We start from the raw sequence: 14,991 nt of genomic DNA, 5'->3' as shown, positions 1-14,991 counted from the left end.
TATGAATGTTTTGCACTATTGCCGTAGAATTTTAAGAATTAAGAAAAACCGAACATTATCACCTTCTGACGGTGGTGGTTTGTTTAGTTAATTTTATTTCTAAAAACGCACCTAATGCGTCTCTATTTCCTATTTGCGCTTTTACCAATATATATCCTTGCAAACGATTTGTTTCAGCATTGTAACATACAGAATCAAAGGTAACACCTAAATATCTATCTGCTTTTACACTTTCAATCACAAGAATAGGAATTTGCCCATTTTTTTCAAGTCCATAGCGTCTTCCTGCTAATACGTCTTTTGATATACTTTCATTTTTAAATGTATTTGCAAGATGTTTTCTGCCTATATCTAAGGTATATTGTTCGGTTTCAGCGCCTACTTCCACTGAAAATGCTATTTTAAATTGTTTAACCATTGGACCACTTGCCCAAGGAATAAATATTTCAGGCTTATCTTTAAAGTTGTTAGATTCACCAAATCGGTTAGAAGCGTCTTTTACAATCACCATTACTTTTGACCCATTAGCATTTTCCCACCAAAGCAATTCTGAAGGATGTATTTCAGGTCTATTGCCATGTACTTCTTCTCTAACCCAAGGTCCATACACGCAAATTTGTTGTTCTCCTTCTATTAAAAAAGTTCTATCTTCTTCAGTCATAAAATAATGAAAATCATTTAAGGCTGTTGGTGGTGTAACTTCAGCTTCCATACAAGGTTCTCCATTGCATGTTTTCCACTCATTGTCAGATCGCTCTCTGTACGGTCTTACTTCGTCTATTAATCTTTCAAAAATAGGATTCGGGTTGATATTTATATTCCAATCAAATTCTCTAGCTCCTCTAATGTTATCAAATACACCTTCTGTAACACCGTAGCTTTCAAGTGTGCCACATAATATTTCTCTAGTTCCTCTTATTGGATACCAGTTTCTTCCCCAAACTACAGGTTTTAAAGCTACCGCAGTACTAATAAAATCACCTATCGGATCACCTCCATCGATACCTAACATTTCCCCCATAACTGTTATAAGTCTGTCGTTTTGAGTTGTTGTACAATCAGCACAATCATCAATATTAAGGAATCTATTTATATCCTGTTTAAATGTAAAAATCCTTAGAGCATTGTTATCTTTTATAATAAAGTCGCTACGTTGATCAACGTTAAAATCTCCAGTTACTTTGTAATTATTCAATCCTACAAAGCTAGTTGTATTGGTAAATGCTGTATTTCTTCCCATAATTGCAATGCTAAAAAATTTCCCAGCCGCATTTACACCAATAATTCCAATGTGTGTATTACTTTGAATTATAAAATCACTATGTCCATCTCCATTAAAATCGCCAATTCCTAAGATTCGATCTGTTGTTTTGAATCGCCAAAAAGAATCTCCTAAGTACTGCCCTACTTGTCCGATAGTAACTCTAGTAAAGTCTCCAGAATCATTTACACTAAGTATTGATAGGTTTGTTTGGCTTTTTATGATAAAATCACTGCGCTCGTCACCATCAAAATCGCCAACACCCAAAATTTCATCTGTTGCTTTATATCGCCAAAAAGAATCTCCTAAGTATTGATCTCTCGTTCCTATAGCAACACGTGTAAAGTTATTTTGTTCATCTAAACTTAAAATAGATAGATTGGTGTCACTTTTTATAATAAAATCACTGCGATTGTCTTCATTGAAATCGCCAACGCCTAATATTTCATCTGTTGGCTTAAATTTCCAAAATGAATTGCCTAAGTACGAGTTTCGAACACCGCTGGTAATCGCTGTAAAATTTCCATTATTGTCAACACTTATAATACCTAAATGGCTGTAACTTTTAATGATGAAATCACTTTTACTATCATTATTAAAATTACCAATTCCTAAAATTTGATCTGTTTTTTTGTATCGCCAACCTTCAAAGTATTCATTGTTAGCGATCGTGTGTGTAGTTAACAAATCACTATTGTTGTTTAAACTTAGAATTCCGAGTCTTGAATCATTTTGCAGTAAAATATCATATTTGTAATTTGGATGAAAATGTCCAACACCAAGGACGTTGTCATGTGTACTTACCGTCCAACTTGGTCGCCTAGAAAAACCTCTTATAGCTGTACCATTTTCAGCCTGTACTATCGTCACAAATTCATTATTAGCATCTAGGGCAATAATTCCAAAACCTGACTGACCTTGAATAATAAATTCGCTTCTACCTACAAAATTAAATTTTCCAACTTGAGCAATTTTATCTTGCGATCGCAACGTCCAACCATTGTTACCTAACTGGCTCTGAGTATTTTGTACACCATTATTCTTAACGGCTATTTGTTCAAAGGAACCTTGTGCAGCTACATTGTTAGTTAGAAAAAAAATTAGCAAACTGATTGCTAGATATAGTTTAAAATTTAAGTTCGTATAAGCAGTTCTACTTTTACAATGAACTCTGTTTTTATCTAATTTATTTAAGAAGTTTTCTGCATCAAATACTCTTCTAACTGTTTTTGCCATGATATTTTAGTATATTTTATCAAAAATATGGTATTAATGCTGCTTAATATGTATGTTTTTACCTTTTATAAAAAGGTGTTTTCACGGTATATTTCCATACTAAATATTCCATAAGTTCAGACATAAATAGAAATATGATATAAGAATGGTAACAATTTCTCAAAGTCATATTTAATGACTATTTTGGGTATCCGAAATTATGAACCTACACTTGCAAACAAAAATTCTACTTCTAACTAATTGGTTGTGTAACAATCAAGATTTAAAGTTTGTATGCTTTTTAAGTATAGTTATGCTTTCTACAAACTATTTACATGGTTTTCAGCAAGAAGAAAATGACGTTGTTATTTCTGATTTTCATGAAAATTCTGAAATATCACTTGATTCTGGTTGGTCATTTTATTGGAACGAACTCATAGAGCCTAACAATTTTGAGAATCAACCGTATAAAAAAGTAGCACTTACTAGTTGGACACAATATGAGCTTACAGCTACTGAAAAACTGCCTTCTTTTGGATATGCCACTTATAAATTAACCTTTTCTATACCAAAAGACAGGCCGCATCTTTCAATATATGTTCCTGCAATATATGCGTCTTCTAAAATGTGGATTAATGGAAAAATAGTCTCAGAAATAGGTCGTGTTGGCACTTCTAAATCAGAAACATTACACAGACGTTTTTCTCAAATTATTCCGCTAAATACACATGAAACCGATTTTGAACTTGTGATTCATGTTGCAAATTTTTATCATAATAAAGGCGGAATTGACAAACCTTTGTTGTTAGCTACAAGCAATCATCTTCAAAATATAAAATCGAAACGAGTTATAGCAGACATGATTTTTATAGGAAGCTTAAGTTTTATAGGACTTTTCTTTTTACTATTCTTTTTATTTTATTGGAATAAAGATCGTGCCGTACTCTATTTTGCCTTTCTATGTATTTCACTAGCATACATGGCTTTAAGTGATCGATATGCGCCTTTTGCAGAAATTTTTGAATCGATTAGTTGGATATTTTTAACCAAAATTGAATACATCACGCTGTTTTTAGCAGGCGCTTCCGCTAGCTTATTTTTCTATACTATTTTTTCAAATTTTGTGCATAACATATATTTAAAAATCGTTAAATATAGTTTTGTTTTGCTCGTAGTTTTGGTTGTTTTCTTACCTGCTCCACATTTTACTAAATTTGTGTTGCCATTTCTTATCTTAATGATTATTAACTTGTTGTATGTTACGTATGTCATTATCAAGGCGATTACAAGCAAACGACACGAATCAATATTATTATTGACAAGTACATTGTTAGCTTCTATAATTTTTTACGCACATATCTTTATTTTTTTAGGTACAGATGGAAACACGATCGTTTACGTTAATTTTGGTTACATAGTTGTATTCTTACTACTTTCCATGTTGTTAATGACACGTTTTTCTAATTCATTTCATCAACTTGAAAAAGCAAAGGAATTTGAACTTGAACAGAAGGAAGAAATTTCTAAAAAGTCAAAAGAATTGTCTGAAGTCAATCTTGAATTAAAAGAAAATTTACGCAATTTAGAAAAATCAAATGCTGAACTTGATAGTTTCAATCACATTGTTTCACATGATTTAAAAGCGCCACTCATTGCAATAAATACGCTGGTTTCTTTTATTGAAGAAGACATTGAAACTACAATTGATGAAGATGTAAAACATCGTTTTCAGTTGTTAAAAGACAGAGTTACAAAAATGTATGCATTGATTAACGATCTTTTAGAATATTCAAAAATTACCAAAGAAAAAAAGAACAAAGAAGTATTTAGTTTGAATAATTTGCTACAGGAAGTAACTTCTTTTGTGAATGATGGAAATAAACATACAATTCACCTGCCTGAAGTAGATACTGAAATTTATGCTAGTAGAATTGAATTGGCACATGTGTTTCAGAATTTAATAAGCAATGCTATTAAGCACAACGACAAAGACAATGCTGTGATTACGATTTCGTTCTCCAAACTTCCAAACGAATATGTATTCTTTGTTAGCGATAATGGTCCTGGAATTGAAACAAAATATCACACAAAAATTTTCGAAATGTTTAGTCAGTTAAATGTCAACAATGAAGTTGAAAGTACTGGAATTGGGCTTTCTATTGTAAAGAAAATAGTTGCGGAAAATAATGGTGTCATTACTGTTGAATCTGAAAAAGGAGTTGGTGCAACTATAAAATTCTCTTGGAGAGCTTAAAAAATAGAGCCATTCAATTATTTTTTATACAATAGAAAAAATAACTTCTCCTATTTATTCGTTTGCAGGTAGTATATTTGTCGTAATTATTATAAATATTACAGTTAGCTCTATACTTCCTATGCCTTTTAAAAAATTACATTCTGATATAAAAGAAAAGTTAGCGTCTCTCCAAATACAAACGCCTACTCCTTTTCAAAGCAACAGTATTCCTGTGATAAAAAGTGGTGCCAATGTTTTTTGTACGGCTTCAAAAAATAGTGGAAAAACAACTACGCTTATACTTACAACCTTGCAAAAATTGAAATGTGAAGCAGTCGGAAATTCTCCAAGAGCTGTCGTTTTGGTAGAAAATAAGGAAAAAGCCTTAGAATTGTATGATACTTTTTTAACATTCACAAAACATACTTCGTTACGCGTATATGTAGGATATGAGCAACTTCATATTGATGTGCAAAAATCAGAAATATTTGAAGGTATTGACATTCTTATTTCCACGCCAGTAACAATGAATAAGTTGTTGTTATTAAATGGTTTAAGTATTTCTCAGTTAAAGATATTAAGTATTGATGATAGTGAATTTCTAATTCAAAAATCGGCATATAATGCGCTGATGCAGATTACCAATAGTATTGAAAAATGCCAGTATGTACTCTACTCAGAAAAAATGCATCCTAAACTAAAGCGTTTTGAATCTTATTTTATGGAATATTCTAGAATAGTTGCTGTTTAAGTATTCAAAATAATACTTTAAAATTAATACACAGTTGTCTGTATTCGTCTGAAAAAAACCAAAACATGATTATACCTAAGTTACATTATATATCTCAAGGAAATTCTCCAAAAGAACAACTAGAAAACATTCAAAAAGCATGTGCTTCTGGTGCTGAACTAGTGCAACTACGTTTTAGAAATGTTGCAGAAAAAAAAGTATTGAAGTTAGCCAAAGAAGCGAGAGAAATTACCGCTCATTTTCAAACTAGATTGCTCATTAACGATCATTATAAAATAGCTAAAGAGGTAAAAGCAGATGGCGTACATCTAGAAAATGAAAACTCCAATTCTACTATTGCTCGAAAACACATGTACACTTGGCAACTGATTGGCGGAACAGCAAATACATTGCAAGATTGTGAGAAATTGTTAGCTAAAGAAGTTGATTATATTGGTTTAGGTCCTTTTAGATTTACAACAACGAAAGACAACTTGCCTCCGGTTTTAGGTTTAAATGGATATACTGCAATTATTGAAGCGTTACAAACCGAAACACCAATTATTGCTGTTGGCGGTATCACTACAGAAGATGTTGCAGATATTTTAGCAACGGGAATTTCTGGAATTGCCGCATCAGGGGAAATCACACACAATTTTAATACGATAAAAATATTTCACCAATTGCTAAACGCGTCTTCAACAAGAGAACAACGCCATACATTTAAATAAAGTTAAAATATCTTCAATAGGTAGTTTACATACAACATTAAAAAAACCTGTTTCGAGTGTATTTATAGTTCTCAAAACAGGCTTTGTAATTATAATTTAATAACAATTACTATTATTTTTTAGGTCTAGATTTTTCAATGCGTAATGCAAATCCTCCTAATTGTAAACTAGACATATTTTCTTCAATAAGTACTAGTTCTTTTCCGTCTCTACCAGCTTTATCGCTAAACTCTGTTCCGATCACAACTGGTGTTAATCTACCATTAATCATTGGAACATTTACGATCAATCGTGAATCTCTGGTGTAAAAATAAGTACGTCCATTTTTAGATTTCACCAAAGCATTTGCCTTTTTACAAGTGTTCTGTTCCGCTGTGAGTTTCATATTATAATCTTTATATGATGGATTTTTCCGAAGTAATTCTAACACACTTTTCTCAACACGTTTATCTAAAAATCGCATCCAAATAATACTCTTTTTGGGTAATTTTCCTTTGTGTAATACCAAACGTTTCATCGCTGACTTATCTGTCATATTACCCACAACACCTGTTGCTTCATACACATCATCCGTACTATCATCTGTATAATCAATGGTAATATTGCGTTGTCCTAAATTGGAATTATCTATCACTAAATTTCCTGAAGGCGTTGGTCCTGTGTGCGGTGATACTTCTGCTAACAGACACGGATGCCAAGAAGTTCCTCCAACGGTTTCTGGCGGCACCATTGTGGCTGGCCATTGGAAATCATAAATAATTTCATCACCGCTAGCTTGCGTGGTTACAAACTCCTCTCCTATTAAATACGTTCCTTGTACTAACGGATTTGGAATTGGATCTCCAGGGTTTCCTGATGGAATAAAATCATCTGGATATACAAATTGTGATCCTGCAAAATGTGATAAGTATAATCGAACATAAAAATTAGAAGAAGCTGTTGTTCCTTCATTTTTTACACGTACACGTACCCAATTATCTGTGCCAGATACCGCATTTTGATTTGGCGGATTTACTCCATATGCTGGATCGGCTAAACCTTCAACTGCTGGATCTGCATTACGAATCCAAATATCTGGACTTCTCCAAAAAGTTCCACCTGTTGGCACTACAGATCCGTCATCAGATAAATTATCTCTAATGACAAGATTTACAGCTCCTGTATCAAAATCATTTGCGCCTTGTACTGCCGCAAGAATATCTAATCTTCCGAAACCATACCATTGACTAAAACCTCCAACCCATTGTCCTACTGGATCTACATTTGCGCCATCAATGACTACGGCTGTATTTCTAAGAATATCTCGCAAGTTAATCCAAGTAAGTTGTGGTTCAACAGATAACATTAAAGCGGCAGCGGCGGCTACTGTTGGAGCGGCGGCAGAAGTTCCTCCAAATGTTTGTGTTCCACCAACATCGTTAAGAGAAGGTGCGCTATCACCTTGTGCGCAAATATCTATTTCTGGACCAAAATTAGAAGTTGCTCTTAATACTTCAACTCCTAATCCATTTGGTTGCATAGAATTAGAGATAGCCAATGTTCGCGGATGCGTTGCAAAAGTTCTAACTCCTGTGATTGATTGTGAACCATTTCCAGCAGAATATACTACCAATGTTCCCAATCCGCCACGTCCATATGTACTTAAATATTCAAACGTATCGTCCATTATACCAGATAATGCCAATCCATTCTGACCGTGCGAGCATGATATTATATCTGCTCCATTGGCAATTGGTTCAACTGGCCAACCAGCAGTTGTATTCCCTGTTGTAAAACCAGCCGCCCATAATAGTACATCTCCATAATTAGCCGAACTTACTAAAGGTCTTTCCAAACCAATTTGATGTGTGTTAGGCGCAATTCCTGCAACTCCCGAATTGTTGTCAGTTGATGCGGCAATAATACCATATACGCCCATTCCGTGGCTTGAATCTGGAGCATACCCAGGAACAGTACATGGTTGCATCCCAGAAAAATCATAACATTGTGATAATTGTGGGTTTCCGTCGGTAAGATTTCCTCCAATATCTGGATGATCAGTATCGATTCCGCGATCTAAAGAACATACCGTTACATTGGTACTTCCTAACGTAATATTTGGATCAATACCATTAAGAAATTGCCAAGCTTGATCAGCGTTTTGTAGTGTTAAATTGGCTTGTGTTCCATATAACGTGTCATTTGGCGGATCTGCAGGAAATACATCATCTACAATTTCTGCTACAATATCTGGTTCAGCATAGACAACAATATCTTCTTTATACCAAGATTCCATTAAGTCTAAATGATTTTTCCAGTTTCCTTTTAAAAACTCAATTAAATAAGCATTACCAGCTTGAATGAAACCTCTTAAAATACGTCCACCTGCTTTTTCTATCAATGCATCGATGGCTTTTGGTTTCAAATGATCTTTAAATCTTACGACAAAACGATTATCTATTAATTTAATCTGATCTTTCCCCATATCTACAGGAATCCCAATTCTGACATCTCTACCTAAGAGTTTTGCTATTCCAGCTTTGATTTTATCATAATCTTTAGCAGTTTTTAGTTTAAACATCCATATGGCTCCATCACCTGCAATGTTTGTCCCTTTTTCATTTTTAAGTTTGAGAGGTTGCAGTTTAAATTGTTTAGATACTTTTTTTATAAGGTCTTTTGATTTTTTCTCAGAAGGTGGTTTCGTTTCAAATATCAATCCTACTAGTTTTTCTTCTGGTTGAAAAGGAACTCGATTTTGTCCCATACGATACGATGGCCAACCTTTTTTCCCAAGATATACAGGTATAATTTCATTTCTTCCAGTTACTTCAAGTATTCTTGAAGGTGCAAGCATATCGCCCGCGGTTACTGATAATTTATATTTTCCCTTTGGTATTTCAGCTCGATAAAAATTTTGCCCTTTTGTTTTTTTTAACTTTGTTCTTCCCAAGCGTACTAACGCATCTTTTTCATAAAGCGTTCCTCCTGGATTATGTACTGAGATTACCACAGTTACATTTTTCGGTTTTCTTTTGATCTTTTTTGATTTCATACTTTTCATTTATGGTTACTAAAATCATCAAAAAGTAATTCCAGTAGTTAGGAACTATTTTGATTCAACCAAATTAGATCGTTATGCATAGATGATCAAGAGTTGTTTCCTTCTTGTTTTTAGTGTAATGACTTTATTTTATACAGGGTTTTTCCTATTTTATTTAAAAGTGTAACCATATATCGATTAAATTGATGAAAATAAAAGCTATGAACTTGAAGAAGAGTTCTACAATTTAAATAAATTAAAAGTTGGATTCAATAGTATACATCACACTCTTTTATATGAATTGAAAACACTATTTGTTGCAAAAAACTGATTCGTTTTTTATAGAAGAAGGTATTGAAATTAGTCTGAAATTTATGTTACGCTTTCTTTCTATGTAGTTTTAACAATGCTGTTCCGTATGCGTATACAGTACCGTTTTCATCAACAATTTTTCCTTCGGAAATTCCTAAACTGTTTGTAACATTAATCACTTTTCCTATAGCTTTTAGTGACGTATTTATAGGAATAGGCATACACATTTTTACATTTAAATCAATTGTACTGTATGCCGCGCCAGCTTCTAACACTGTATGCAAAGCACATCCTGTAACTGAATCGATAATAGTAGCCGAAAATCCTCCATGAATGCTTCCCAATGGGTTGATATGATTGTTGTTTGCCATCACTATAAAGACAACTTCGCCCTTGGTAATCGTATCAATTTCCATAGGCATTGTACGTGCTATACTTGGCATTGGAAGACTTTTATCCGCGAAAGCTTTCATGATTTCTAAACCAGTCATTTTAGTAATATCCATATGAATTAGAATGTATTTTTAATAGTTAGCTAAGATAATAAACTTACATATATACAACTATTATTCAGTACTTTAATGATTGAAAATCAAGTATAAATACGTAGTTATACTATAAATTATATTGATAAATTTGAGAAACTAAAATACCTATACTTATAATGATTACTTATCACAGAGAAGATATATTACTGTTAGTTAGAGGATTAACAGCTCCACTTATTTTTATAAGTCCATTTGTTTTTGGACTGTACGAAGGTTATGAAATAATTATAGTGCTTATCATTTGGATGTTTCTCAATGATATTAATCACTTGTTGCATCTTCATGTGCATTTGCCGTTTACAAAGAATGCTTTTCTTAATCTAATGCTAGATTTATGTATGGGAATTACCACAGGAATGACAGCCTATAATTGGCGTATTCAACATAAATACAGACATCATGTGCCACATAAAAAAGATTTTGGTGAAGGATATGCTTGGGAAATTAAAAAATTTACAATTCTTGGTTCTATTGTGTATTCTTTCAGAACTATTTTTCCGATCATTTTTTTACCAATTGTTGAATCATTTAAGAAAGGAATTTTAAAAAATGAGAAAGAACCTGTAAATTATAGAGTTGCCTTTTTTGAGCAATTTATTCCTTTTATTGTGTTTGGTTTGTTTTTTATGTGGAATCAAAAATTGGCGTTGTATTATATTTTACCTTGGTATTTTTTAGTTCATTTTGTGACTCGATATATTGATTATCTAAATCATTTTGACACAGGCGAAGGTAAATATTCACATTCTAACAATTCGCTACATCACGGATATAATAAATTAGGAAATAATTTTGGATATCATACAGCACATCATCTGTATCCTTCAGCACACTGGACTACGCTTCCCAATTTACACAAAGAAATTGAAGATAATATCAATCCTAAATACTTGAAAACCTATACATGGTCTGGGTTTGCTATATTTTGGCATTATGTATTAAGCTTAAAATCTAAAATGTGAGCTAAATTTATTTTTTCGAAGTAATAAAATATACGCCTATTAATAAGATAACAGCCGCTATTATTGATTGCAAACTCAATTCTTCATCTAATACATACCAACCTAAAAGTAGCGCAACTACTGGATTTACGTACGAAGCTGTTGCCACTTTTTCTGTAGATACCTTTTTTAATAGGTAATTAAATGCCGTAAATGCCGCCAAACCGCCAAATGTAATTAATAGAAACATTGCCCATTTTACATTGTAACTCCATACTAATGGTGAAATCCAAGCTTCTCCAAGGAAAAGACTTATAATAGCTAATAAAAAACTAGCAATAATCATTTGATAACCAGTACTTACCAAGTGATTTTTTGGAATATCTGCTTTTGAAACATACACACTAGCAAAGCTCCAACCAATAACACATGTAAAAATCAGTATAATGCCGATTAAAGCGTTTTCACCTGCAACTAATTTTTGTTGACTTACCAATAAATACATTCCAATAATTCCTAAAATGATCCCAATTACGGACTTCATTTTAATTTTTTTACCATGTAATATTCGCATTAATAACAATACAAATAATGGTTGTGTAGAAGCTAATAACGCGGCAAATCCGCTATCTATGTACTTTAATGCTGATACAAAAACGCCGTTTCCGTAAACCATAAATAGAAATCCGACCAATATAGAATTTAAAAATTGTTTGCTGCTAATTTTCAAACTTTTTCCAGAAGCTTTTGCAATACCAAACAATAAGATGCTTGCACATAAAAAACGAAAAGATGCCAAATAAAATGCAGGCAACTCTGTAACCGCGATTTTATTTAACAAATACGTACTTCCCCAAATGATATAAATAGCAATAAATGCTAGTATAATAAGTGCTTTTGAAGATATAGATTTCATGTACAATAAATAAGCCGCTAATGTACAATCTAGTTTTTACTTGTAATGCTTGATTTTAGTTTTCTTATTGTTCAATTTTATATAAAATTGTTAAAAATTTGTATGTACTTCATCTGTATGACTTTATATTGTTTTTTAAGAAATTTTCATTGTTTTTTGAAGGAATAAAAAAGATGCAACTATATTATTTACAATATTTTAAAGAATTCATAGTTTTCTATATAGAGAGTTGAATTTTAATTATTTGTACATCAAAAAATAATTTCAACGCAACCTTTTCAGGTTCAGCGTATCTCATTAGTAAGTATCAAGATGATTGTGGTAAATATTTTATAAAGAAATTACCTTCTTTAAAATCACCACAGTTTTTATATTATTTTTCATTACAGAAAAAAGGCACATTCAAATGCAGCATGTGCCTTTTTATTTTTGATAGACTTTATTAAAAATCAAATCGTTTGTTCATTTTAAACGCAATTCCCCAATTTTTTCGAGCTAAATTTTGTGTAAAATTATCCGAAACTACAAAGTAGATATACGATAAAGGTTTGTATTCCCATTGCAAACGACTGTTAATATTGAAATTGTCTCGTTGTGTATTGTATTGAACGTACGTTGTCCAGTTTAAACGATTTGAAAAGAAAATTTCACTCGTAAATCGTGATAAATGAAAGGTTTCGTTTCCTAATTCATTCAAATCTATATGGTTGACATCATGTGTGAGTTCTAAATTGGCAAATGGTAACAGTTGATAATTCAAATAAACGCCTGCAGTTGTGCGTTTTCCACTGTAATACGTTCCTTTTTGCACATTGACTCTATATCGAAATTTTTGATTGTTGGCAGAATTGTAACCAACTTTCAAGATTCCAAAACGATATCGATTTGGCTGCAATGAGTCTCCATTTCCTAAAGGATCAAAACCGTATTTTAAATCAACATCGTCGTAATTTATTACATAGTAAACGGCTGATAAATCTTTGAAAAATACTGCAGCATTTAAAAAATGAGACGATTGATTTTGATTTCCCTGATCGTCAAAATACGTGTTATTATTATAATTTAAGTAACGAACTGAATTCAACGTTTTTGAGTTTTCATAAAATTTTTGATATTCAACCCCAACAGTTGTTTGCGTATATCCTTCACGAACGACTACATTGTTTATAGCATCAAAATTGTACAAACGCGGTGTAAAACCAACATCTGTCAAGTAATTTTCTTCAACTTTTTTAACTTGTGCATTCCATGCCAAACCACGTTGATTGTACCAAATTCCTGCATTATAAAAGTTATTTTTAGCGTTGATTCCGTCATTGAAACTCTTACCAACATTGGCAATTCCAATCCATTTGTTATTATTTGATTTATAATTTAAATTCATTCCTGTTACACGATTGTAATCGTCTACAAATTCAAAATTGTTTGTTTCTTGCCGATTGATCAAATACGCCGTTGCTGTAAAGTTTTCAGACAATTGTTGCTCGCCAACCAACACACTATAATTTTGAGAAGCATTTTCATTTTCTTGATCAGTTTGTACATTTAAGACACCAATGCGTGTTTTTGGAGCAATATTTCCGGATAGCTTCAAACCAAATTGAATACTACTCTCTGCTCCTATTCTTCTGGAATAAAAAGGATTTACGCCGTCAACTCCTAAGTTGGAAAACAAGTCTGCATTCTCCAAGAAAAAGTTTCTTCTTTCTGGAAAGAAAATTGCAAAACGTGTCAAATTTGTTACTTGTTGATCTACATCAATTTGTGAAAAATCTGGATTAATTGTCGCATCTAATTTTAACGAAGAAGTCAAATTGTATTGTACATCTATACTAGGTGCAAACACAGTTTCGTCAGTTTTAGCTGTTACATTTTCTTGATAGTTTGTTGTGATTGAAGGTGTTACCGTAAAACGGGATGTTGCAATATCGGGCAAATTCTCAACGGTAAATTTTTCTGTAAAGCGTAAATCGAGATTTGCATAGTTTCGTTTTACATTTTTTAAAATAGTCCACGAGTTATTTTTAATGTCACGCACATAAAATTGAACTCCAAATACTGGATTTTCTTTGTTGAAGTTTAACGATTTTAATGGAATAGCGAGTTCGTACTGTTTTTTGTTTCCGTTTAAAACCGCTTTCGATTGCCAAATTGCATTCCAGCTAAAACTTAAATTGTAACCATTATTTACACGTCCGACCAAACCGTCCGTCTGATTCCCAAGTGAATTTACAGCAAAAAGATAACCATTTTGCTCTTGATTTTGTGTATCTAAAATCATCACAAACGAATCACTAAATGAAATAGAAACGTCTCTTTTTAACGTACTTACGCGTGTTTCTGTTGTTGAATCGTTATAAATGGCACGCACATATAAATATTCACCATTGTGAAAAAGCTTTACAGAAGTTTGATTTTCTGCCAAACCAATGTCTGTGGGTAAATAGTTGTAAAATCCTGTGTATTCGGGTAATTGTTGCCAAACAGCTTCGTTAAACTGTCCGTCAACAGTAATTTTTGTATCAATGTAATGTATGGTGGCTTTTTGCGAAAAACTCTTCATAAAGCCACACAAACAAAGGAATGCTAGTATGTATTTCATGAATTACTTTTTTGCTTCGTCTACGCTAGTTGCGGTTTTACTAATAATTTTCCATTCGTTTTCTATTTTTTTCAATAGAAACAAATCGATATAAACCCAACTGCGTTTTGGTCCTGCAATTTCTACTTTTGCAATCGCGATATCTTTCACAATTTCTATCGAAAGTACTTTTCCTTCACGACCATTAAATTCGCCAGCTTCTTTGTTTTTGAAAAAACCTGCATATTCTTTTGGCGTATATCGTTTAAAATTGCCATCTCTTCCAGTTAGGTATAAAGTAGCATTTTCTGTGAATGCATTTTGGAGCATTTCTAATTGATTGTAGGAACTTCCGTGGATGTATTTTTGAAGTGTTTTTTCTAAAGAAGCATGTTCCGATTGCGCTGTAGAAAGTTGTATCGCGCAAAGCGAAATAAATAGTAAAATTGACTGTTTCATAGTGTTTGATTTAATGATTTGATCAAACTTCTTAAAACA

The 14,991-nt window shown here is 32.5% G+C and carries 10 protein-coding genes; 4 read left to right on the top strand and 6 right to left on the bottom strand.

Annotation, left to right across the window (positions count from 1 at the left end; genetic code table 11):
* Positions 1–58 precede the first annotated feature (58 nt).
* A complete protein-coding gene (locus ACQ654_RS01115) occupies positions 59–2,497 on the bottom strand; it encodes an FG-GAP repeat domain-containing protein (RefSeq protein WP_430408466.1) in 2,439 nt (812 codons plus the stop codon).
* A 199-nt stretch (positions 2,498–2,696) separates the two neighbouring features.
* Between ACQ654_RS01115 and ACQ654_RS01110 the strand changes: the two genes are divergently transcribed.
* From ACQ654_RS01110 to ACQ654_RS01100, 3 genes are all read left to right on the top strand, one after another.
* Positions 2,697–4,730 carry an ATP-binding protein gene (locus ACQ654_RS01110; protein ID WP_430408465.1) on the top strand — a complete coding sequence of 678 codons (2,034 nt, stop codon included), beginning with the start codon at positions 2,697–2,699 and terminating at the stop codon, positions 4,728–4,730.
* A gap of 121 nt (positions 4,731–4,851) precedes the next feature.
* Entirely contained in the window at positions 4,852–5,463 is a 612-nt protein-coding gene (locus ACQ654_RS01105) for a DEAD/DEAH box helicase (protein ID WP_430408464.1), read from the top strand.
* 65 nt (positions 5,464–5,528) lie between these two features.
* Positions 5,529–6,173: a thiamine phosphate synthase gene (locus ACQ654_RS01100; RefSeq protein WP_430408463.1), complete on the top strand. Its 645-nt coding sequence runs from the start codon at positions 5,529–5,531 to the stop codon at positions 6,171–6,173.
* A 112-nt stretch (positions 6,174–6,285) separates the two neighbouring features.
* Here ACQ654_RS01100 and ACQ654_RS01095 read toward each other — a convergent pair whose 3' ends face one another.
* Both ACQ654_RS01095 and ACQ654_RS01090 read right to left on the bottom strand, forming a co-directional pair.
* Positions 6,286–9,207 (bottom strand): S8 family peptidase, encoded by a 2,922-nt coding sequence (locus ACQ654_RS01095; RefSeq protein ID WP_430408462.1) that lies wholly within the window; start codon positions 9,205–9,207, stop codon positions 6,286–6,288.
* Positions 9,208–9,572: 365 nt separating this feature from the next.
* The gene (locus tag ACQ654_RS01090; RefSeq protein WP_430408461.1) at positions 9,573–10,013 is read right to left on the bottom strand and encodes a PaaI family thioesterase; all 441 of its coding nucleotides are present in this window, start codon (positions 10,011–10,013) and stop codon (positions 9,573–9,575) included.
* A gap of 158 nt (positions 10,014–10,171) precedes the next feature.
* Between ACQ654_RS01090 and ACQ654_RS01085 the strand changes: the two genes are divergently transcribed.
* A complete protein-coding gene (locus ACQ654_RS01085; RefSeq protein WP_430408460.1) occupies positions 10,172–11,017 on the top strand; it encodes a fatty acid desaturase in 846 nt (281 codons plus the stop codon).
* A 7-nt stretch (positions 11,018–11,024) separates the two neighbouring features.
* Here ACQ654_RS01085 and ACQ654_RS01080 read toward each other — a convergent pair whose 3' ends face one another.
* From ACQ654_RS01080 to ACQ654_RS01070, 3 genes are all read right to left on the bottom strand, one after another.
* Positions 11,025–11,912, bottom strand: coding sequence for an EamA family transporter (locus ACQ654_RS01080; protein ID WP_430408459.1), 888 nt, complete (start codon positions 11,910–11,912; stop codon positions 11,025–11,027).
* Positions 11,913–12,354: 442 nt separating this feature from the next.
* Positions 12,355–14,514, bottom strand: coding sequence for a DUF5916 domain-containing protein (locus ACQ654_RS01075; RefSeq protein ID WP_430408458.1), 2,160 nt, complete (start codon positions 14,512–14,514; stop codon positions 12,355–12,357).
* 3 nt (positions 14,515–14,517) lie between these two features.
* Positions 14,518–14,952 carry a nuclear transport factor 2 family protein gene (locus ACQ654_RS01070; RefSeq protein ID WP_430408457.1) on the bottom strand — a complete coding sequence of 145 codons (435 nt, stop codon included), beginning with the start codon at positions 14,950–14,952 and terminating at the stop codon, positions 14,518–14,520.
* Positions 14,953–14,991: the final 39 nt, after the last annotated feature.

The organism is Kordia sp., assembly GCF_965283645.1.
Taxonomy (GTDB): domain Bacteria; phylum Bacteroidota; class Bacteroidia; order Flavobacteriales; family Flavobacteriaceae; genus Kordia.
Note: the sequence above shows the minus strand (reverse complement) of the source record. Positions and strands in the feature narration are given on the sequence as shown.

Bases quoted from the DNA above. Each gene is read 5' to 3' on its own strand.
- ACQ654_RS01115 (WP_430408466.1), bottom strand. From the start codon at position 2,497: ATGGCAAAAACAGTTAGAAGAGTATTTGATGCAGAAAACTTCTTAAAT.
- ACQ654_RS01110 (WP_430408465.1), top strand. From the start codon at position 2,697: ATGAACCTACACTTGCAAACAAAAATTCTACTTCTAACTAATTGGTTG.
- ACQ654_RS01105 (WP_430408464.1), top strand. From the start codon at position 4,852: ATGCCTTTTAAAAAATTACATTCTGATATAAAAGAAAAGTTAGCGTCT.
- ACQ654_RS01100 (WP_430408463.1), top strand. From the start codon at position 5,529: ATGATTATACCTAAGTTACATTATATATCTCAAGGAAATTCTCCAAAA.
- ACQ654_RS01095 (WP_430408462.1), bottom strand. From the start codon at position 9,207: ATGAAATCAAAAAAGATCAAAAGAAAACCGAAAAATGTAACTGTGGTA.
- ACQ654_RS01090 (WP_430408461.1), bottom strand. From the start codon at position 10,013: ATGGATATTACTAAAATGACTGGTTTAGAAATCATGAAAGCTTTCGCG.
- ACQ654_RS01085 (WP_430408460.1), top strand. From the start codon at position 10,172: ATGATTACTTATCACAGAGAAGATATATTACTGTTAGTTAGAGGATTA.
- ACQ654_RS01080 (WP_430408459.1), bottom strand. From the start codon at position 11,912: ATGAAATCTATATCTTCAAAAGCACTTATTATACTAGCATTTATTGCT.
- ACQ654_RS01075 (WP_430408458.1), bottom strand. From the start codon at position 14,514: ATGAAATACATACTAGCATTCCTTTGTTTGTGTGGCTTTATGAAGAGT.
- ACQ654_RS01070 (WP_430408457.1), bottom strand. From the start codon at position 14,952: ATGAAACAGTCAATTTTACTATTTATTTCGCTTTGCGCGATACAACTT.